Origin of the sequence: Rhodococcus sp. NCIMB 12038, assembly GCF_002165735.1 — a bacterium.
In the GTDB taxonomy this organism is placed as follows: domain Bacteria; phylum Actinomycetota; class Actinomycetes; order Mycobacteriales; family Mycobacteriaceae; genus Rhodococcus_F.
In genome coordinates this window covers 75,033-95,269 of record NZ_NHML01000015.1, presented here as the reverse complement: position 1 = coordinate 95,269, position 20,237 = coordinate 75,033, and the positions used below count along the sequence as shown (strand labels likewise).

Sequence of the window (20,237 nt, the reverse complement as noted above, 5' to 3'; positions counted from 1 at the left end):
CTGGAAAACCGGAACGGCTACATGCATATGTGGGTGCGCGGTGATGCTCCCCGTGTGCGAACTAACCATAGTCCTCCCGAAATCGTCGCTCGAGGTCGTAACGGATGTCCCGCTACAGGGTTCCGAGGAATTCGTAAACCGCCGGTGTCGCAGCGGGGTTCGCGTTGCTGATCCCGGTGACGGCGCCGATCGCTGCGCCTACCGCGGCACCGGGGAGACACCCGCCGAGGATGAGGAAGATGCAGCCGGCGACGAATCCGATGCCCGCGCCGATCGCGGTCGCGGTCCCGCCGCCGTTCACCCAGCCGATCTCGAGCTGCGTCATCATGTTGGCGTACGCGGAATCCCTGTCGACCGGGGTGAGCGCGAGTGTTCCCGCGACGGGGGTCGTCGTGGGTGTCAGGCTCAGGAACCGGCCGCCGTCGGTGACGAGCGGATCGATCGCGAACTGCACACCGGCGATCGAGTAGCGCAGCGGGATCGTGCCCACCGGAGTTCCCGAATCGTTGACGATGTCGACGGCGGCGGCCGTCCGCGACAGCGTGAATTGTCCCGCGTCGAGTGCAGTGCCGACCGATCGGCCGTCGGCACTGAGACTGGTGTGCGAGATGACGGCCTGGTCGGCGGGAGTGGGGGCGGCGTACGCGGTACCCATTCCGACGCACAGGGTGGCGATCAGCAGCGCTGCGGGCGCTGTCACTCTATGCAGTTTCATGGTGTTTCCCATGCGTAGTAGCGGATGACAAACGACAAATCTGGTTCGACCTGGCGCTTCACAGTTGCCCCGACCGGCGAAAGCGTCCGTAACCTGCCTACTGCAGACATCTTCCCCCTTCGGACGCCCCAGTTTTCGGCCTTTCCACAAAATACGTACGTATCGGGCTGCCGGTGCGAGGATCACACCGTCAGCCGGTAGAACCGGAAGAACCCGAAATCCTCGATCGGCAGGACGTCCATGGAGCCGAAACCGGCGGACTCGGCGTAGCCGCGCAATGTGCTCGGGCGCATGACCGTTCCGGTGCCCGCGCTCGGAGTGTGGTTCATGCCGTCGGGCAGGCACACGGTGAGACTGAAGCCGTACATCAGCCGCTCGACGTCGCTTCCCGGCGCGGAGAATTCGTCGTCGACGGCCTCGTCCATCACGATCATCGCACCGCCGGGGGCCAGCGCCCTGCGGACCGCGGCCAGCACCTCGACCGGAGCGGGCATGTCGTGGATGCACTCGAACGCGAAGGCCGCGGTGCAACTACCCTCGGGAATTCCCGCGGCGTCCGATTCGGTGATCGTGATCCGATCGGCGACATCCGGCCGCTCACGGACGTTGGACCTCGCGAGTTCGACGGTCGCGGTGTCGATGTCGTAGCCGTGGAGCGCGGCGTCCGGGTAGGCGCGCGCGAGTGCGATCGTGGACCAGGCGCCGCCGCATCCGACGTCGGCGATGGTGGCGCCGGGCGTCCGGAGCAGCGCGTCCACCTCGGGGACCGATGCCAGCGCACCGGGAAGAACCTGCTCGTACCACGGCCGATTCATATCGGCCTGCGACTCACGGGCATCAGCGCCGTACTGGGACCACCCCACGCCGCCGCCGGTCCGATACGCCTCGAGCAGTGCGGGCATCTGCGTGGTCGCCGCGACGAAGATCCGCGCGAGCGGTGCCAGATAGTTGAGACTCTGCTCGTCGGTGAGTACTTCGGCGGCGCCGGCCGGGAGCGTGAACCTCGGCGGGTCCGCGGCGTCCACCGTGAGCAGTCCCGACACGGCCTGCTGCTCGAGCCACTCACGCGCGTACCGCGGATGAGTGGACGTGCGTTCCGCCAGTTCGTCCGCCGTCGCCGGGCCCTCCGACGCGAGACTGCGGTACCAGCCGAGGCGGTCTCCCAGGTGGACGGCCAGCAGGTCGATGGCCCCGAGCGACGCGTCGAAAATGCGCTGGGACACCGTCGCGGCATCGGCTTCGGGTGCGGACATCGCTGACCTCCGGTCGGAGTGCGGGCGAAGCTTCGTCACCCCATCGTGGGCTACCCGGTCGGCGGTGTCACGGATCGTTCGCCGGGCGAATGAGGCCCGGTCGTGGGAAGCCGGAAACCCCACGGCAACTCGAGGCGATGCCGGGCGAGCAACTCGGCGTCGCCGAGCAACTCCAGGATCGGACCGTCGGCCACCAGGCGCCCCTCGTCGAGGATCATGGCGCGCGTGCACAACTGGGCGGCGTACGGGAGGTCGTGCGTGACGAGCAGGTGCGTGGTGTCGATACCCAGCAGAACCTCGGCCAGTTCGCGCCGGGCGACGGGGTCGAGATTGCTCGACGGCTCGTCCAGCACGAGGACGTTCGGGGCACACGCAAGGACGGTCGCCAGCGCCACCCGGCGCCGCTGGCCCACCGAGAGGCGCGCGGGGTTGCGGCCGGAATGCGCCGTCATGTCCACGGCCGCCAGCGCGTCGCGCACCCGCTCGTCGAGCGCGGTCCCGGTGACCCCGAAATTGACCGGGCCGAACGCGACGTCCTGCGCGACGGTGGGCATGAACAACTGGTCGTCGGGATCCTGGAAGACGATGCCGACCCGACGCCGGACCTCGCGCAACGTGTCCCGCGACGCACCCCGCGCAAGAGCCAGCCCGCCCACCGTGACGCTGCCTTCGGTGGCTGTCAGAATGCCGTTGAGGTGCAGCATCAGCGTGGTCTTGCCCGCGCCGTTCGGACCGAGGACGGCCACCCGCTCGCCGGATTCCACGGTGAGGTCGATCCGGTGCAGCGCGGCCCGGCCGTCCGGATACGCGAACGAGACGCCCTCGAGGTGCACGGCCGCGGTCATCGGAGCACCCACGCCGTGAGACAGATCCCCACCGCGCACACCGCGGGCACGAGCCCCGCCCGCCACGCCGCAGCGGTCGCCGGGGGCGCTCCGATCGTGGGAACCGAACCCGTGAACCCGCGCGACAGCATCGCCAGGTGGACGCGCTCGCCGCGCTCGTAGGAACGCACGAACAACCCACCGACGCCCCGGGCGGTGGCTCCGATCTGCCGGAACGTGCGGGGGTCGTCGCCGCGGGACAGCCGGGCGGTGCGCATCCGCTCGACCTCGGCGGTGAGCAGGTCGAGGTAGCGCAGCATCAGAACGACGATCGTGGTGAGCATCGCGGGCACGCGTAGCCGCGCCAGACCCAGCGGCAGGTCGCGGGCGGGTGTCGTCGCGGCGAGTGTCAGCGAGACGAGGACGCCGAGAGTGCCCTTCACGAGAATGCCCCAGGCCGCGTAGAGGCCCGCGACGGACAGCGACAGTCCGGCGACGGTGACGCGGGCGCCGCCCTCGGCGAACGGCAACAGCACCGCGAGCGTCACGAACGGCAACTCGATCAGCATCCTCGGCCCGATCCACGTGAGCGCGATGCCGGCGATCCGCCAGATCACGATCAGGACGGCGAGATACCCGGCGAACGCCCAGAACGCTTCGCGTGGCGTCGCGACCACCGCGAAGACGAAGACCACGGCGTAGACGATCTTGACCTCGGCCGGCAGTCGGTGCAGGGGGGAGACACCGTCGAGGTAGAGCGGATGGGCGTGACCGGCACCCACGGTCAGGGGCTCGTTCGGTTGCGCCGTGCGCGGGCGAGCAGCCAGAACAGGCCACCGGCGACGACGAACGTCGCGGTCGCGCCGATGACGCCCGCGACCCCGGTGAGATGCGCCCGGCCGGCCACCGTGTAGCCGGCGAGCGGCGAGTCCGACAGGTGATGCGCGGACGCGTTCCGGGCGATGCAGTCACCCACGAGCGCCTCCCCGGTGTCGGTCTCCACCGTCTCGCACCCGCGCGTCGTCGCGGCATCGAGACCATCCGGACTCGAACTGGCGAGGTAGGAGACCGCGCCGGCGACGAGCAGCGCCACCAGCGCGAAGCCGATCAGGAAGCGGCGGAGGGAGATCACGCGCGCACCTCCACTCGCCGGGGTGCCGTCCGCAGCAGGTACACGAGGTCGGGGCGCGCCTTCGCGACGGCCGTCACCGTGACGGCGGTGATGATGCCCTCGCCGATGCCGATCAGCACGTGCGCCCCGAGCATGTAGGCGGCCACCGCGCCCAGCGACGTCGACTCCCCGGACGTGACGTGTCCGCCGATCGCGTACTCGAGCACGAAGCCCATCGACGCCGCCACCGTTCCGCACAGGGCCGCGGCGAACGAAATCCCGCCGAGGACGCGGAATCGCAGTCGCTCCTGCCGCACGACGAGCGGACGCAACGCCACCGCGACGCCATATCCGACGACCACCCCGATGATCGCCATGTTGGTGATGTTCGCCCCCAGTGCTGTCAGCCCACCGTCGGCGAACAGCAGGGCCTGCACGATCAGCACGATCGAGATGCAGAGCACGCCGGTGTACGGGCCGACCAGGATGGCGGCGAGCGCGCCGCCGAGGAGGTGGCCGCTCACACCGGGAAGGATCGGGAAGTTGACCATCTGGACCGCGAAGATGAATGCCGCGACGAGACCGGCCATCGGTGCGGTGCGTTCGTCGAGTTCCGAGCGCGCACGCCAGGCGGCGATCGACAGTCCCAGTGCGGCGACGACGACGAACAGCAGGGAGGTCGGTGCGTTGATCAGGCCGTCACTCATGTGCATTGCCACGGATTCCACGGCGTCTCCTCCGGCCGGCGGCTGATCCTTCGAAGTCTAGTTGTTCGTATGAACACTTGAACAGGTGTTCACAGGTAACGGAACGCGGGCAGGCGGAGTGTGCGAATGACGGTCAGTGCCAGCTGTGGTCGACGAGCGCCGTACGGGGCCCGAACTTGGGTTTGACGGCCTGCCCGCTCACCTCGAGCAGTCGCACGGCGCGTTGGCGGTGCGGCTGCAGCGGGGCCAGATACTCCACCATCCCGGCGTCGTCGAGGGGCTTCCCGAGCAGCGACCACCCGACCATCGCGGCCAGGTGATAGTCGCCGACCGAGAGGGCATCCGGATCGCCGAGCGCGCGTTGCGACACCTCGGCCGCCGTCCAGATCCCGACGCCGGGAATGGACATCAGCCGGCGGTTCGCCTCCTCGCGGGGCAGGTCGACGATCTTCTCGAGCCGGTCGGCGACCTGCGCGCAGCGGACGATCGTGCGTGATCGGGCGGGGTCGACGTTGGCCCGGTGGAATTCCCACGACGGCACCCGCCGCCACACGTCCGCGGTCGGGGGAAGCCGCATCCCGTCCGGGGCCGGACCGGGGGCCGGCGCGCCGAACTTCCACACGAGACGCCGCCACGACGCGAATGCGGCGATGCCGTGCACCCTCTGCTCGAGGATCGCGGGCACGAGGGCCTCCAGCACCCGGTCCGTCCGGCCGAGGCGCAGGTGCGGGAAACGCCGATGGGCCTCGACGAGGATCGGATGGTCGGGGGCGAAATCCGCGCACTCGTCGTGCTCGCCGACGAGGCGGCCCAGTCCCGCGGCCAGCTCGTGGGCACCCGCACCCCACGCCTGGCAGCGCACCGAGTGACGGTCGATCTGGGTGAGGCGATAGGTGACCGGGCCCGACTTCTGCACCGACGTCCGCCAGATCGCGCCGTCGGCAGTCCGGCGGTGGCAGGGGTCGCCCTTCCCGCGCTGCAGCGGCCGCAACGACATGGCGACGTCCAGGGGACGCCGCGCGGTCACGGTGGTCTCGACCACGTCCAGCGAAGCCGTCATCGAATGCAGCGTATCCACTGTGAAGGCGACCGCTACCGGCGGCTGTCGGAGCGCGCACGTAAAGTCCCAGCCATGATCATCGTGAGTACCGACGGATCCTGCCTCCGCAACCCCGGTGGGGCGATCGGCTGGGCATGGGTCAATCACGAGGGTCCCAGCCAATCGGGTGGCGAACCCTCCGGGACCAACCAGATCGCCGAGTTGCGGGCGCTGCTCGAAGCGATCACCGCGCATCCCGGCGCCGATCCGCTGCTGATCGAATCCGACTCCCAGTACGCCATCAAGTGCGCGTCGGAATGGCTGCCCGGGTGGAAACGCAAGGGCTGGAAGACGGCGGGCGGTGCTCCCGTCAAGAACCTCGGGCTGGTGCAGTCCATCGACCGGGCCATCAGCGAACGCCCCGGGCCGGTCCGTTTCCGCTGGGTCCGCGGCCACGTCGGCAACCACTACAACGAGATGGCCGACGTCCTCGCCGGCGAGGCGGCCCGTGCCGTCGCATCCGGCGCGGTCGCACCGGCGCCGGTCGCTGCCCCCGCACCGGCCCCGGCCCCTGCCCCTGCGCCTGTCGCAGCCACCCCCGAGGCCGAGGACGCGTTCACGCTGTTCTGAGTCGGCCCCCGTTCCGATCCGCCGGGGTCCGTGATCCGGCACTGCGTCGAGGAGAGAAGAGAGTTGTCCGAGGATCTGCGGGTGCAGGAGTTCTGGCGTGCGCTGGGGCTGCCCGGCATCATCGACGTCCACACCCACTTCATGCCCGCGAACGTGATGGAGAAGGTGTGGGGCTACTTCGACGCCGTCGGTCCCCTCACCGGACGTGAGTGGCCCATCCACTACCGGCACGAGGAGGACGTCCGCGTCGAGCACCTCCGCGGGTTCGGCGTCCGGCGGTTCACGTCGATGATCTACCCGCACAAGCCTGAGATGGCCGCGTGGCTGAACCAGTGGTCGGCCGAGTTCGCCGCGCAGACCCCCGACTGCCTGCGGACGTCCACGTTCTACCCGGAGGAGTCCGCGGCCGCGTACGTCGCGGAGGCGATCGAGTCGGGCACGCGCGTGTTCAAGTCCCACATCCAGGTGGGCGACTACTCGCCGAACGATCCGCTCCTCGATCCCGTGTGGGGTGTGCTGCAGGAGGCGGGTGTCCCCGTGGTCACCCATTGCGGGTCGGGGCCCGCGCCCGGCACCCACACGGGCCCGGGCCCGATCGCCGAGTTGCTGTCGCGGTACCCGCGGCTGCACCTGATCATCGCCCACATGGGCCTGCCGGAGTACCGGGAATTCCTGGACCTGGCCGATCAGTACTCCAACGTGTATCTCGATACCACGATGACGTTCACGGACTACACCGAAGCGGCCACACCGTTTCCGCGCGACCAGGTGCACCGGCTGTCGGAACTGCGGGAACGAATCGTGTTCGGCAGCGACTTCCCCAACATCCCGTACCCCTACCTCGACGCGCTCGAGGGCCTCACCCGATTCGACCTCGGCGAGCCGTGGCTGCGGGCGGTGTGCCACGACAACGCGGCGCGCCTCTTCGCGATCGACTGACCCCGTCGTGCGGTGCCGCGGCTATCGGATTCCGCGTCACCGTCATTCGCCGTCGGTGCCGACCCTGCGGTAGATACGGAGTCCGTGACATGTCGGTCGGCGTGCCTACGCTGCGATTCCCACGCGACCAAGGCGGCCCCGATGGATGACGACCTCAACGACGGCGAGACGTTCGACGACTACGTACGGCTGACACTGGTTGCTGGCGTCGCTGCCCTTCTCTCTCGGCTCGCTCGAGACCCGGTCAACGCTGCGAAGAGTGCGCCGATCGATCAGCGCGCATTGTGCGGACTCGCTGAACCAATAGGCCGATCAAGACGCGCGGTACGCGCGGCGCAACTTCCAAGAGCAACCACCGGTACTTGAGAATTCGCTGTTCGAGGGGGGTGCGGTCGAGAATGCGTTGCAGAGCGGCTTCCAGCTCGTCGTCGTGGATTCCCCGGGCGCGCATCGCGTCGAGGTTCTCCTTTGCGAAGGGGAATGCGCCCGACGTGACGTGCATGCGGCTCATTCGTTCGGTCGGGATCGTGTGGGGAAGCGTCCTACATTTCTCCAGCCCACCGGCGATGTAAAGGTTGATCATTGTGCGGATGCACTTTTCGCACTCCCCGCAGTTGTAGTCGCCGTCCCAGTTCAAATTGCACACGCGCAGGTGGCGCATCGCCAGATCGCTGTCCTTGATGGCCGCGGCCTTGTCGACCCGGTTCGCCTCGGTGCCGTCCTGAACGATCTGGAGATTCTCGCTCGACCACAGCGGATCGAGATCCGGATGACTCCCGTGCGGGGTCATGTTGCCCGAGTCGTACGATCCCGACGCGGCCACGATCACCTTGCGCAGGTGGGGTGAAAGAAGGAGCGCCACATGCGCGAGCGCAGCGCCATGTGCGGTGCTACCCCAGTTGTTTCCGTGTCTCGCGTGGAGAAACTGGAGGTCGGTACGAATCTCGATCAGCTCTACGCCCATCTCGGCAGCAACTTCGCGCGCACCTGCCGATATTTGCTCGTACGGTTCCGGGCGACGAGGATCGATGTCGAATCCGTGCACCAGGATGAGGTGTGTGATCTCGGCTCGATTCTTCAGAACGGAGTAGAAGGCGTCGAGGCCGCCACTGAAGAAGCATCCGACGCCGCCGCCCTCATGGTCCCTCGTTGACATAACGGGCGCGTCGACGCTCGGGGTGTGGAGTTGCGGGTACCACGAGTGCAGTAGGTCACGTGCTTGTTCGGCACCGGACAGTGCGGCAGGATCGACGGGGGCGTCGAGCTCCAAGTCCTGCTCGGTCGTCATCGCCACCACGACTCCCGGGGGCAGCCATGGCGTTCCGCTCCGATCCAGGGAAACGTTGGCCGATGTCTGCACGGTGAATTGCTTGCCATCGATGGAGAACACCGATTTGACGACGTTCACCCCGACGAAGTCGATGGATGCCTGCACAGCCATGCCTTGATCCCTCTCTTCACGGTGATGATGCCAGGCACGCGCGTGCCCGGTCGTCACACCACCGAATCCCGATTCCACCATCTTCCGTCGAAGTGTGCCGTACCGGCTCGACCTTCCCGAACGTGACCCGCACAGTAACGCCGCACGGATGTAATCAGGCAGATCGAGCTCCGGCGCGGATCGGGCAGTCGCCGCATACGGCACAGGCTATGTCGACCACTGGGTCCACGGGTTGGCAATTACAGCAATGGTTTTGAGTGGCGAGGTCGCCGCGAACATCGGACCCTCGATACACCCGAGTGGCAGCCTCGATACCTTGCTCGAGTACCTGCAAACCAACCCCGTGCTCGCGCAGTCGCGCGTCGCCGGTGGTCAGGTGGGCGCAGTGCATCGACTTGACGGTCCTAGTCCAAATTGGAAGGGGTGGTTCGACAGTCGAGTTTGCGAGCTCGCCCGATAACCGACCTCAGGTATTAGAGATCCATGGATTCCCGCACCCGTCCCGTCCGGCTGTCATCACTGTCGATGGTGATAGCGAGTCGATTTTCGATGCTGGGTATGGTGGATCAGTTCGAATCAGTAACTGTGCCAACTTCCGAGAGACCACCGAGCAGGAAACTAGGCGCGTAGCGGTGCATTTCGAGGCGTGACACGTCGCTGCCGCACGGCGCCCGACCGAAGGGCCGCTCCACCATGCCTGTTGAAACCAAGTCCGGCTTTGTTCTCGTCGCCGATCGTCGGTTGCATTACTGCACTGCCGGAGATGGGTCGGTGTCGGTGTTCTTCGAGGCTGGGATGGGGAAGAGTCGATCGACCTGGTCGCTTGTTCAACCACTGGTTGCCGAGTTTGCACACACCATCGTGTACGACCGTGCGGGGCACGGACTCAGCGACCCCGACGAGACCGGACGCGATTTCGATCGGATACTCGACGACCATCTGGCCGTCCTCGACGCCACCGTCGACCGCCCCTGCGTCGTTGTGGGACACAGCTACGGCGGCCCGGTGGTACGCGTGGCGGCGAACCGTCGACCGGCCACGATCAAGGCCGTCGCTCTCGTCGACGAAGTGTCGGAGATCTGCAAACCCGAGCGGATGATGGCAGCCATGCGGGGTGCTTCGGTGCTGTACGGTTCGCAATTGATTCTGGCGCGGTTGAAACTTCTTCGCCCGCTGCTGGGGAAGTCCTACTACCGCTTCTTGCAGGGTGCGGCGCTGCAGGAAGCGGTCGACGAAGGATCGACGATGAAGTCCGTCCGCGCGGCGTGGGCCGAGTGGCGAGCCTTCCGCGAAAGTTTCACTGCACTTCACGACAGTGGCCCCCATATACCCGACGTCACATTGACCACGATTTCGTCGAACAGGATCCCACCCGAGAAGGATCGCGATCGCGATTTCCTCGGCGCCGCGCACCGCCGAACCGCGGAACTCTCCCCGTCCGGACGGCACGTGTATTCGGTGAAGCGTAATCACTACATACCGCTGGTCGAACCCCATCTCGTCGCGCAGGAGATTCGGGAGTTGGTCAGGCAGGTAGGCGCCCCTGCGGGGCCCGGTGCTCAGTGACGTCGGCTTCCTTCCTCCCCGGTCCCACTCCGATGGTTGCTCGGCCGACGACTACACGGTGCGGTAACTTGCCAGAGTCATACAGAGCTGAACGAGGAACTCGAATGCATACCTACATTGAGGTGCGGCAATGGAACTGAAGGCTTCGGTGTCGGTTGACGACACGTACCGCTCGACTGCGGAACTTGTGATCGATGGCGAATCGTTCACCGTGTGGACCGAATCCGACGTGGCAGTCGACGTCTCCGGCACCCCGTGGCTGCCCACGCTTCGTGTGACAGCGATGCGGAAAGGGTTGCAGCTCGCAATCACCCCGGCCGTCGACCACACCGCGTTGAAGGGCAGCCTGGCTGCCCAAGACGTGCTCCTCGAGTGGTTCCCCGAGCTGCTTCAGCGCACCTCCACGCAGGCCGAGACCGTGGCACCCAGCCCGGCGGAGCAGGACCGTAGAGGGGTCGGGTGCTTCTTCTCCGGCGGCGTGGACTCCTTCTACACCGCACTGAAGCATCTCGGTGAGATCACGCACCTGATCATCATCCACGGACTGGATATCAGCCTCGACAACCACGTGCTGTGGGAGGAGGCGGTCGATCGGGCCCGAACGATGGCGGCCGAACTCGGGAAAGAACTGATCGAGGTCCGATCCAACGTTCGCCTGCTCCACGCCAAGCACGGACCGCACTGGCAGAGTCAGGCACACGGCGCCTTCCTCGCTCACGTTTCGCTACTGTTGTCCCCTCACCTGCGCAAGGTCTACATTCCGGCGTCCGACGACGAATCGCGGCTCGCCCCGCTCGGGACGCATCCCGACCTCGATCCGCTGTGGTCGAGCAGTGATGTCGAGATCGTGCACGACGGCATCGAAGCGGACCGTGTTGCCAAACTGGCCCGGATCAAGGAGTCCGCGGTCGCCATGAATCACCTACGGGTGTGCTGGTTCAATCTGGCGAGCAAATACAACTGTGGTAGATGCGAGAAGTGCCTGCGGACGATGATCGGACTCCATATCGTGGGTGCATCCGGACAGTGCACGAGCCTGCCCCGGGAGATCCCGTCGAGGGCGGTCCGCCGCATGTACTTGAACGCCGCCGGGGAGGGCGGTGAGCTGTTCGCTCGCGAGAACCTCGAGCGGCTGGCGGAACTCGGCGAAACCGATACCGAACTCGTCCGTGCCCTGAACCATGCGGTCAACCGCAACAAGTTTCAGGAATTCCTCGTGACCGCTCGTTTCTACGTCATCGACGTGGGATTCGGGCTGGTGCGATACCAGGCACGAAAACTCTTCGGCAGCAACCGGCCGACCAAGACGACGGACCGGCCACGGGGCCATGCAGGCTAGCTAGCCCGAGCGGCGTCGATTGCAGCAATTGATTTGGTCGTCGCAGGAGTGTCCCGCACCCGGGCGTTGGTGGGGCGTCGAGGATCAGCTCTTCGAGTGCCAGGAGCCACTGCTCTCGGCCCACCTATTCCGCTACTGGGCATCACCACAGCCGTCCCGGCTGAGGGTGTGGGGGACTGTCGGCCGTACATCAGTCGGGCTGATGTCTGCTTCACTCCGGACTTGGATCGGCAATTCTGCCGGACCTGAGCGAGCGTGGTGCCCTCGGCAGGATTCGAACCTGCGACCTACCCTTTAGGAGAGGGTTGCTCTATCCCCTGAGCTACGAAGGCGCGGTGCACGCGCGGGGCGCACACCGAGGTGAGTGTAGCGGGAATGGTGGTGCGCTCGCGATGGGGAGGGCATGGTTGTCGCAGATGTTCTGGAAGTGACGACGGAACGGGAGACGTACATGTCCGAGATCGACTTGACCGACCTCGCTGCGCGGCACGACGGTTCGCTGAACTTGCACGGCTATCTGGCGAGGCCGTCGGGGGAGGGGCCGTGGCCGGGTGTGGTGATGGTGCACGAGGCGTTCGGATTGGACGACGTGATGCGGCGTCAGGCGGACAGGCTGGCGTCGGCGGGGTTTCTGACTCTGGCGCCGGATCTGTTCAGTGCAGGCGGTGCGCGACGCTGCCTGGTGTCGACGATGCGGGCGATGCTCTCGGGGAAGGGCCGGGCGTACGGGGACATCGAGGCGGCACGTCAGTGGCTGGCCGGGTCTTCGGACTGCACGGGGAAGATCGGGGTCATCGGATTCTGTATGGGTGGCGGGTTCGCTCTGATGACGCTGCGCACCGGGTTCGACGCGGCGGCCCCGAACTACGGGGTCCTGCCGCGTGACCTGGACGCGGCGGTTGCGGGGGCGTGCCCGGTGGTCGCCAGTTACGGCGGGAAGGACTTCGCCCTGCCGAAAGCGGCAGCCAAGTTGGAGTCGGCGCTGACCCGGGCGGGTGTGGTCCACGATGTGAAGGAGTATCCGACGGCCGGCCATACGTTCCTGAACGACGCATTGGCCGGACCGAAGGTGATGCGTCCCCTGATGAAGGTCACGGGGATGGTGCCCGACCCGGAGGCCGCCGCCGATGCGTGGACGAGGATCGACGGTTTCTTCGGGGAGCACCTGGGTTGATCAGTGGGTGTACTGGCGGGCGCTGGAGGTGGCGTGCCGGTAGTCGAGTCCGCATGCCCGGACGACCTGGCCGAGGCTGAGGTATCCCTCGATGCTGGTGGCCTTCGCGAATTTGCCGTCGGCCCGTACCGTGACCGTGACGCTGGACGCGACCGAATCGACCCGAGCGAGTTCGTACTCGTCGACGCCGCCGGCGGTCTGACCCACGTAGGTGACAGCGCCCTGAGCGTACGCGATCTCGATCAGGTCCTCGATCATGTGCATGCTCCTCGCCTCGAAGTAACGAACTGAGGTTAGCCTTAGCTACTCGGCCTCTGTCAAGTCCCCGGCGTAACGTGACCCACGCTTTCGGACGGTGACGGCAAGGACTGAGAAGGGTTGCAGGTGTTCCATGGCTGACCGCACTTCCTCGACGGACTCGATCGGATCGGGCGGCGACCCGGGGACGGGAGCGGCGGGCGAACCGCATCTCTCCCGGCAACTCTCCAACCGGCACATCCAGCTGATCGCGATCGGCGGGGCAATCGGCACGGGCCTGTTCATGGGGTCCGGGAAGACGATCTCGCTGGCCGGACCGTCGGTGATCTTCGTCTACATGATCATCGGCTTCATGCTGTTCTTCGTGATGCGGGCGATGGGGGAGTTGCTGCTCTCCAACCTGCATTACAAGTCGTTCTCCGACTTCACGGCCGACCTGCTCGGCCCCTGGGCCGGGTTCTTCACGGGGTGGACGTACTGGTTCTGCTGGATTGTCACGGGTATCGCCGACATCATCGCGATCGCCGGTTACGTGCGGTACTGGTGGCCCGACCTCCAGCTGTGGATCCCGGCGCTGGTCGCCATCGCGGCCCTCCTGCTGCTGAATTTGCCGACCGTGCGGGCATTCGGCGAGACCGAGTTCTGGTTCGCGCTGATCAAGATCATCGCCATCCTCAGCCTCATCGTCGTCGGACTCGTGATGGTGTTCACCCACTTCACGTCGCCGAACGGCTCGGAGGCCGGATTCGACAACCTGTGGAACGACGGCGGCATGTTCCCGACCGGCGCGATGGGCTTCGTGGCCGGATTCCAGATCGCGGTCTTCGCGTTCGTCGGTATCGAACTCGTCGGGACCACGGCGGCCGAGGCGAAGGATCCGGAGAAGAACCTGCCGAAGGCCATCAACTCCATCCCGATCCGCATCCTGCTGTTCTATGTGGTGTCGCTCATCGTGATCATCTCGGTCACGCCGTGGCGTGAGGTGGTTCCCGGGGTGAGCCCGTTCACGGCGATGTTCACGCTCGCCGGTCTGGGGATCGCGGCGGGAGTCATCCAGTTCGTGGTGCTGACGTCCGCGGCGTCCTCGGCCAACTCGGGGATTTATTCGACGTCCCGGATGGTCTACGGCCTCGCGCAGGAGGGTGACGCACCGTCCAGGCTCGGCAGGCTCAGTTCCCGCAAGGTTCCGGCCAACGCGCTGATGTTCTCGTGTGCCTTCCTGCTGTCGGCGATCGCGCTGCTGTTCTCCGGCGACTCGGTGATCGAGGCGTTCACGACTGTGACGACAATCTCTTCGGTGTTGTTCATCTTCGTGTGGACGATGATCCTGGCCAGTTACATCGTGTATCGGAAGCGCCGCCCCGAACTGCACGAGGCGTCGAAGTTCAAGATGCCCGGCGGGGTCGTGATGTGCTGGGTCGTCCTGGCCTTCTTCGTCTTCCTCATCTGGGCGCTGACACAGGAGGACGACACCCTCGAGGCGCTTCTCGTCACCCCGGTGTGGTTCATCGTGCTCGGGATCGCGTGGGCGGTGATTCGCCGGCGTGCCCCGCACCGCGCTCGTTATGCCGCCTTCAAGGCGGAACTCGAGGAGCGCCGAACATAAACGTTCGGTAACGGTGGCGCGGGCCTATATCGTTTTGTTACATTCGTCGCCAGACAGAGGAGCCCACCCCGGATGGGGAGAGCTGCAATCCGACGACTGACGAGGTATTTACTGTGGGTTCCCACCACCGGGCGAGCGGGTCTTCGATTCGCTTCGAGATCGATCCGGACGCGGCGCGCGGGCGCCATCGCAACCAGCAGGCCGGAGCGGGTGTGGGCATCAAGGCCGCGACTGTCGCGGCCGCCACCGGAGCCATCGTGGTCGGTGCAGCCCAGCTGGGTGCGGGAAACGCCGCTGCGGCTCCCGTCGACTCACATGAGACGAGCGGCGCACAGACCCTGCCGGGCCTGCCGTTCGAGATCCCGGCTGGTGTCGTCCCCGCCGGATTCGAACTGCCCGCAGACCTCGGCACCGCCGCCCAGAACCTCGGCGGCCCGGACCTCGGCGCCCAGGCCCAGCAGTGGCTGTCCTCCGTCAACCCGGTCAAGCCCCACACGGTTCAGCCGGTGTCGGGCAAGCTGACCTCCGACTTCGGTTCCCGCTGGGGAGCCCACCACGGCGGCATCGACATCGCGGCGCCCATCGGCACCTCGGTGCTCGCGGCCGCCGACGGCCAGGTCATCGACGCCGGCGCGGCGTCCGGCTTCGGACTGTGGGTGCGTCTGCTGCACGACGACGGCACCGTCACCATCTACGGACACGTCAACGACTACACCGTGAACGTGGGTCAGCGCGTCACCGCAGGGCAGGAAATCGCCCACGTCGGCAACCGCGGCCAGTCCACCGGACCGCACCTGCACTTCGAGGTACACGACGCGAACGGAAACAAGATCGATCCCGGGCGCTGGCTGCAGGAGCGCGGCGTGTCCGTCACCTGGGGCAACGCGGGCGCCAACGCGTAAGGGCCTACTCGGGCTCGAGATCGTCGTCGTTGCGGAACACGAGTGGACCGCCGTCGAGGGCGATCGCCCAGCGGCGTGACACGGCCCAGTCCCGGCCGTACGAATCGTTGCTGATGTCCTGGACGCCGGCGAAATCGTCGACGATGACGCCGGCCTCCAGGGGCCACTTCTTCTCGGCCAGTTCGTGATCGGCCGAGTGCCGCGTTTTCACGCGCGTGCCCACGGAGAACTCTGGTTTCTTCTTGGAGTCGGTATCAGGCGTCATCTCCGGTCCTTCCGCTCACCAGCGTCTGGTTCGAGGTTAGCCCGCCATCCCTCATTCGCGCGGGCCGAACGGATATGCTCCCCCGTGAGCGCAGTTCGACGCGCAGTTGGGGAGTGGTATGGGTCGCGAAGTGACGTCTCGGACATTCACCCGAGAAGACCGGCGCATGTTCCGGCAGAAGGTGCTCATGTGCGTCGACGCGCTCGAGAGGATGCTGCGGGAGGGCGCGTTCGTCGACGACGTCGACCCGCCGCGGCCCATGCTGGGCATGGAGATCGAGTTCAATCTCGTCCACGCCGACATGACGCCCGCGATGTCGAATCTCGCGGTCCTCGAGTCGATCGACGACGACGCCGTGTTCCAGACCGAGCTCGGCCAGTTCAACGTCGAGATGAACGTCCGGCCGGGTCCCTTGATCGGTGAGGGCATGTTCGAGCTCGAACGCACCCTGCGGGCGTCGCTGCACGTCGCCGACGCCCGGATCCACGGGCACGACGCCCAGCTGGTGATGGTCGGCATGCTGCCGACGCTGGAACTCGAGCATCTCGGCCGCGAGTGGATCACCGCGAACCCCCGCTACGAGCAGCTCAACGACCAGATCTTCGCCGCCCGCGGTGAGGACATCGAACTCGACCTCGAGGGTGTGCCGCTCGAGGGGCGGGCCGCCGAACAGCTGAAGGTGGACGCCAATTCGGTGCTCCCGGAAGCCGCATGCACGTCGCTGCAACTGCACCTGCGCGTCGCGCCGGACGAATTCGCCGCTCACTGGAACGCCGCGCAGTGCCTGGCCGGTGCCCAGGTGGCGCTCGCGGCGAACGCACCGTTCATGGCGGGTAAGGCGTTGTGGCACGAGTCCCGCATCCCGATCTTCGCGCAGGCCACCGACACGCGTCCCCTGGAGTTGAAGAACCAGGGTGTGCGGCCCCGCGTGTGGTTCGGCGAGCGGTGGATCACGTCGGTGTTCGACCTGTTCGAGGAGAACTCCCGGTACTTCCCGGCGCTGCTGCCGGAGGTGTCCGACGTCGACCCGTCGGCCGAACTCGACGCGGGCCGGGTGCCGGACCTCAACGAACTGCAGATGCACAACGGCACCATCTACCGGTGGAACCGACCCGTGTACGACAGCGACGACGGCAAACCGCACCTGCGGATCGAGAACCGGGTGCTCCCCGCGGGCCCGACGGTGCTCGACACGATGGCGAACGCGGCGTTCTACTACGGCGCGCTGCGCGGGCTCGTCGAATCGGATCGGCCGGTCTGGTCGCGGATGTCGTTCAACGCGGCCGAGGAGAACCTGCACGCCGGCGCGAAGTTCGGTATGGATGCCGGGTTGTACTGGCCCGGTGTCGGGTTCGCGGGCGCCGACGAACTGGTCCTGCGGAGGCTGCTGCCGATCGCCGACGAAGGACTCGCCGCGTTCGGGTTGTCGGCGAAGGCCCGCGACCGGTACCTCAGCGTCATCGAGGGCCGGTGCGTCACCCGGCAGACGGGGGCGTCGTGGCAGCGTGCGCAGGTGGTCCGGCACGAGAACGCCGGGCTGAGCCGCCGCGAAGCCCTGGCCGCCATGTTGCGTCAGTACGTGGAGAACATGCGTGAGGGCAGCCCCGTCCACACCTGGCCGGTGTGAACGGCGCCGCGCCTGCAGTCACACGGTGGCCGACCAGCTGTCGGGTCCGAACACCTCGTAGTGGATGTTCCCGGCGGGCACGTCCTTCGCGAGAAGCGCCTCGCGAATTCCGAGCATGAACGGCAGCGGGCCGCACAGGTAGGCGCGGGTGCCGGGCGCGATCGTGACCTCACCGAGGTCGGCCCGTCCCTCCCGCAAGCCGCCCTCGGGACGTCGGGTGCCCAGGTCTTCGTACCAGCGGTGCATCACCGCGAACGGCAGGCGTTCCACCAGTTCGGTGAGCTCCGCGCGGTGCGCGTGACTGCTGGCGGACCGGTCGGCATGGAGCACCGAGATCGGGCGGCTGTCGTCGGTGTCGGCGAGGTGGCTGAGCATCCCGATCATCGGGGTGCACCCGATGCCCGCGGAGACCAGGAGCAGCGGTGCGTCGTCGTCCTGCAGGACGAGGTCGCCGAACGGCGTCGACACTGTCAGGACGTCCTCTTCGAAGACGTTGTGGTACAGGAAGTTCGACACCTCACCGGCGCGTTTCACCGAGATCCTCCAGTCGCCGCGCGACGGGGCCGACGACAGGCTGTACTGGCGGATCTGGCGTGCGCCGTCCGGCAGGCGAACCGCGACGGAGAGGTACTGCCCCGGAGCGAACGACGGAAGCGGTGCGCCATCGACGGAGGTGAGCACGAACGACACCGTGTCCGCGGACTCGTGCCTGCGCTCGCGGACCCGCACGTCGCGCCACACGTCACCGGCGGCCACGCCCGCGGAGGCGTACAGGCCGGCCTCCATCGCGATCAGGGTCTCCGCCATCAGCCAGTACACCTCGTCCCAGGCGGCAGCGACCTCGGGAGTGACGGCGTCGCCGAGGACCTCGACGATGGCTGCGAACAGGTGCGTGTGCACGATCGCGTACTGCGACGGTTCGATCCCCAGCGAGGCGTGCTTGTTGGCGATCCGCGACAGGATGAGGTCGACGCGCGCCTGATCGGGCTCGAGTTGGAGGGCGGCGAACGCGGCGATGGCACCGGCCAGCGCCTTCTGCTGTTCGCCCTGCTTCTGGTTCCCGCGGTTGAACAGGTCTCGTTCGAGTTCGGGATGAGCGTCGAACATCTTGCGGTAGAACAGCGTCGTGATGTCCGAGATCGCGGCGCCGACCACGGGCAGGGTGGCGCGGATGACGTCCGTCGAGGTGGGCGAGAGCATGTCATTCTCCGATCGTTCGAGAAATCTGGGAAGTTGAGGTGGCCACCCGGGGGAGGGCGAGCAGCACGGTTCCGGTGGGGGTCTGGGTGAGGTCTTCGACGGTGAGGCCGCCCAGCGACTCGAAGAACGCGTTCTGCGCGCGCCGGAGCGCCGACCGCAGCAGGCACCCAGATCGCAGCGGGCACGGCTGGGCGCCGTCGCAGTCGACGACCTCCCCGTCGCCTTCGAGTCGGCGGGCGAGCCAGCCGACGGATGCGGTGCGCCCGAGTTCGGTGATGGCCAGGCCGCCGGAACGTCCGCGCCGTGCGTCGACGATGCCGAGTTCGCCGAGTCGGGTGATCACCTTGGCGGCGTGGGTGTACGACACCGACAGTTCCTCGGCGATCGCCCGGCTACCCGGCCGTTCGCCCTCCCCGGCCACGGCCAGTCGCATGACCACCCGCAGTCCGAGGTCGGTGAACTGGGTGAGTTGCATGACCCGAACGTACTTTAATTCGCATCCCGGATACCAAATTTGTGACCGACATCGCTCGGGATCGGATGGTCCGAAATGGGTAGTGGTGCAGTCGTATTCGCGCGAGGCACACGACTCCACTTCTCATCATCGTCCAATCCGGTCGCTGCGGCTACGGCCGGAGAGCCCGAATCGGTGGGGACTTAAGTCCCACGTCGAAAGGTGAAGGGCGGCAGACGGGAAAAGGAGGCCGGGGATAGTGTGAAGCCATGAGCACACGGGACCGCAACAGCGTCGTCGTCGGCGTCGACGGATCGGACAGCTCGAAGTCCGCCGTCCGGATGGCTGCCGAACTCGCCACCGAACGTGGACTGAACCTGAAGATCATCCACGCGCTCGACTTCGCTCCGTACGGGTTCGGCGGCCCGTACATGGATTCGGGTGGCGTGTACGAGTGGGTGGAGGCGAGCGGCAAAGCGATTCTCGCCGAGGCGCAGGAGCAGGCGTTCGCGGTCAATCCCATCATCGAGGTCTGCACCGAACTGTCGATCGGGAGCAGCGCTCAGTGGCTCGTCGACCTGTCCGAGAACGCCCGGATCGTGGTCGTCGGCGCGTCCGGGTCCGGGGCGGCGGCCACCGCGCTGCTCGGGAACACGGCGATCAACGTCACCAGCCACGCACACTGCCCGGTCGTCGTGGTCCGCGGCGACGCCCACGCAGGCGGGCCCGTCGTGGTCGGCGTCGACGGCAGCGCCACCAGTGAGCGGGCGATCTCGGTGGCCTTCCAGGAGGCGTCGATGCGTAATGCTCCGCTGGTCGCCGTCCACGTGTGGAGCGACCTCGGGTCGAAGGCGTTCGAGGACCCGCGTGCCGCGGCGCTCGTTCCGCAGGGACTCGAGGAGGACGAACGTGCCGTCCTCGCCGAGAGCCTCGCCGGCTGGCAGGAGAAATACCCCGACGTGAAGGTCACCCGCGAGGTGTACATCGACAATCCGCGGGCGCGGTTGCTCGACTGGTCGAAGAAGGCGCAACTGCTGGTCGTCGGCAGCCGGGGCCGCGGAGGATTCAAGGGGATGCTGCTCGGTTCGACCAGCAACAGCCTGGTCGGTGGTGCGCAGTGCCCGGTAGTCGTCGTGAGGCCTGCACGCCCCTGAGGCCATCGCGCGCAGTAGTGTTCTGGATCGAAG

21 protein-coding genes and 1 tRNA gene are annotated in these 20,237 nt (G+C 66.9%); 9 read left to right on the top strand and 13 right to left on the bottom strand.

The genetic code is table 11. The annotated features are described in order from the left end of the window. Positions 1–112: 112 nt before the first annotated feature. The 7 genes from CA951_RS23300 to CA951_RS23270 form a co-directional block, all read right to left on the bottom strand. The gene (locus CA951_RS23300) at positions 113–715 is read right to left on the bottom strand and encodes a hypothetical protein (protein WP_087559207.1); all 603 of its coding nucleotides are present in this window, start codon (positions 713–715) and stop codon (positions 113–115) included. Positions 716–897: 182 nt separating this feature from the next. After that, positions 898–1,968, bottom strand: a complete 1,071-nt coding sequence (locus tag CA951_RS23295) for a class I SAM-dependent methyltransferase (protein ID WP_087559071.1) — start codon at positions 1,966–1,968, stop codon at positions 898–900. Between the two features lie 50 nt (positions 1,969–2,018). After that, complete coding sequence (locus CA951_RS23290; RefSeq protein WP_087559206.1) at positions 2,019–2,813, bottom strand: energy-coupling factor ABC transporter ATP-binding protein; 795 nt, start codon at positions 2,811–2,813, stop codon at positions 2,019–2,021. Next, positions 2,810–3,574 carry a cobalt ECF transporter T component CbiQ gene (gene cbiQ / locus CA951_RS23285; RefSeq protein ID WP_087559070.1) on the bottom strand — a complete coding sequence of 255 codons (765 nt, stop codon included), beginning with the start codon at positions 3,572–3,574 and terminating at the stop codon, positions 2,810–2,812. Before cbiQ ends, CA951_RS23290 begins: the two co-directional genes overlap by 4 nt. A gap of 2 nt (positions 3,575–3,576) precedes the next feature. After that, on the bottom strand, positions 3,577–3,924 hold the full coding sequence (locus CA951_RS23280) for a PDGLE domain-containing protein (protein ID WP_179220287.1): 348 nt from the start codon (positions 3,922–3,924) through the stop codon (positions 3,577–3,579). Beyond that, positions 3,921–4,616, bottom strand: coding sequence for an energy-coupling factor ABC transporter permease (locus CA951_RS23275; protein WP_087559204.1), 696 nt, complete (start codon positions 4,614–4,616; stop codon positions 3,921–3,923). The genes CA951_RS23280 and CA951_RS23275 overlap by 4 nt, the downstream gene beginning before the upstream one ends. Before the next feature lie 127 nt (positions 4,617–4,743). Then, positions 4,744–5,670, bottom strand: a complete 927-nt coding sequence (locus tag CA951_RS23270; RefSeq protein WP_087559069.1) for a DNA-3-methyladenine glycosylase — start codon at positions 5,668–5,670, stop codon at positions 4,744–4,746. A gap of 72 nt (positions 5,671–5,742) precedes the next feature. Between CA951_RS23270 and CA951_RS23265 the strand changes: the two genes are divergently transcribed. After that, entirely contained in the window at positions 5,743–6,279 is a 537-nt protein-coding gene (locus CA951_RS23265) for a ribonuclease H (RefSeq protein ID WP_087559068.1), read from the top strand. Between the two features lie 63 nt (positions 6,280–6,342). Beyond that, positions 6,343–7,218 (top strand): amidohydrolase family protein, encoded by an 876-nt coding sequence (locus tag CA951_RS23260; RefSeq protein ID WP_087559067.1) that lies wholly within the window; start codon positions 6,343–6,345, stop codon positions 7,216–7,218. Positions 7,219–7,462: 244 nt separating this feature from the next. Here the strand turns inward: CA951_RS23260 and CA951_RS23255 are convergent, their stop codons facing one another. Then, positions 7,463–8,659, bottom strand: coding sequence for a hypothetical protein (locus tag CA951_RS23255; RefSeq protein ID WP_143543088.1), 1,197 nt, complete (start codon positions 8,657–8,659; stop codon positions 7,463–7,465). A 693-nt stretch (positions 8,660–9,352) separates the two neighbouring features. Here CA951_RS23255 and CA951_RS23250 point away from each other — a divergent pair. Together CA951_RS23250 and CA951_RS23245 are read left to right on the top strand one after the other, a co-directional pair. Next, a complete protein-coding gene (locus tag CA951_RS23250; RefSeq protein ID WP_256974044.1) occupies positions 9,353–10,225 on the top strand; it encodes an alpha/beta hydrolase in 873 nt (290 codons plus the stop codon). 130 nt (positions 10,226–10,355) lie between these two features. Then, positions 10,356–11,564, top strand: coding sequence for a hypothetical protein (locus tag CA951_RS23245; RefSeq protein ID WP_087559064.1), 1,209 nt, complete (start codon positions 10,356–10,358; stop codon positions 11,562–11,564). A gap of 256 nt (positions 11,565–11,820) precedes the next feature. On the opposite strand, the gene CA951_RS23240 is transcribed toward CA951_RS23245, so the two are convergent. Further along, positions 11,821–11,896, bottom strand: a tRNA-Arg gene (locus CA951_RS23240). A 71-nt stretch (positions 11,897–11,967) separates the two neighbouring features. Between CA951_RS23240 and CA951_RS23235 the strand changes: the two genes are divergently transcribed. Continuing rightward, positions 11,968–12,738, top strand: coding sequence for a dienelactone hydrolase family protein (locus tag CA951_RS23235; protein WP_087559063.1), 771 nt, complete (start codon positions 11,968–11,970; stop codon positions 12,736–12,738). Here the strand turns inward: CA951_RS23235 and CA951_RS23230 are convergent, their stop codons facing one another. Beyond that, on the bottom strand, positions 12,739–12,996 hold the full coding sequence (locus CA951_RS23230; protein ID WP_087559203.1) for a hypothetical protein: 258 nt from the start codon (positions 12,994–12,996) through the stop codon (positions 12,739–12,741). Positions 12,997–13,129: 133 nt separating this feature from the next. On the opposite strand from CA951_RS23230, the gene cycA reads away from it, so the two are divergent. Next, positions 13,130–14,602, top strand: a complete 1,473-nt coding sequence (cycA, locus tag CA951_RS23225; protein ID WP_179220286.1) for a D-serine/D-alanine/glycine transporter — start codon at positions 13,130–13,132, stop codon at positions 14,600–14,602. Between the two features lie 113 nt (positions 14,603–14,715). After that, complete coding sequence (locus CA951_RS23220; protein ID WP_087559062.1) at positions 14,716–15,504, top strand: M23 family metallopeptidase; 789 nt, start codon at positions 14,716–14,718, stop codon at positions 15,502–15,504. Positions 15,505–15,508: 4 nt separating this feature from the next. Here CA951_RS23220 and CA951_RS23215 read toward each other — a convergent pair whose 3' ends face one another. After that, positions 15,509–15,769: a hypothetical protein gene (locus CA951_RS23215; protein WP_087559061.1), complete on the bottom strand. Its 261-nt coding sequence runs from the start codon at positions 15,767–15,769 to the stop codon at positions 15,509–15,511. Positions 15,770–15,887: 118 nt separating this feature from the next. Between CA951_RS23215 and CA951_RS23210 the strand changes: the two genes are divergently transcribed. Beyond that, positions 15,888–17,396: a glutamate--cysteine ligase gene (locus CA951_RS23210; protein ID WP_087559060.1), complete on the top strand. Its 1,509-nt coding sequence runs from the start codon at positions 15,888–15,890 to the stop codon at positions 17,394–17,396. 18 nt (positions 17,397–17,414) lie between these two features. Here CA951_RS23210 and CA951_RS23205 read toward each other — a convergent pair whose 3' ends face one another. Together CA951_RS23205 and CA951_RS23200 are read right to left on the bottom strand one after the other, a co-directional pair. Then, positions 17,415–18,596: a globin domain-containing protein gene (locus tag CA951_RS23205; RefSeq protein WP_087559059.1), complete on the bottom strand. Its 1,182-nt coding sequence runs from the start codon at positions 18,594–18,596 to the stop codon at positions 17,415–17,417. A 1-nt stretch (position 18,597) separates the two neighbouring features. Beyond that, a complete protein-coding gene (locus CA951_RS23200; RefSeq protein ID WP_087559058.1) occupies positions 18,598–19,071 on the bottom strand; it encodes an Rrf2 family transcriptional regulator in 474 nt (157 codons plus the stop codon). A 248-nt stretch (positions 19,072–19,319) separates the two neighbouring features. On the opposite strand from CA951_RS23200, the gene CA951_RS23195 reads away from it, so the two are divergent. After that, positions 19,320–20,204 carry a universal stress protein gene (locus CA951_RS23195; protein ID WP_087559057.1) on the top strand — a complete coding sequence of 295 codons (885 nt, stop codon included), beginning with the start codon at positions 19,320–19,322 and terminating at the stop codon, positions 20,202–20,204. Positions 20,205–20,237: the final 33 nt, after the last annotated feature.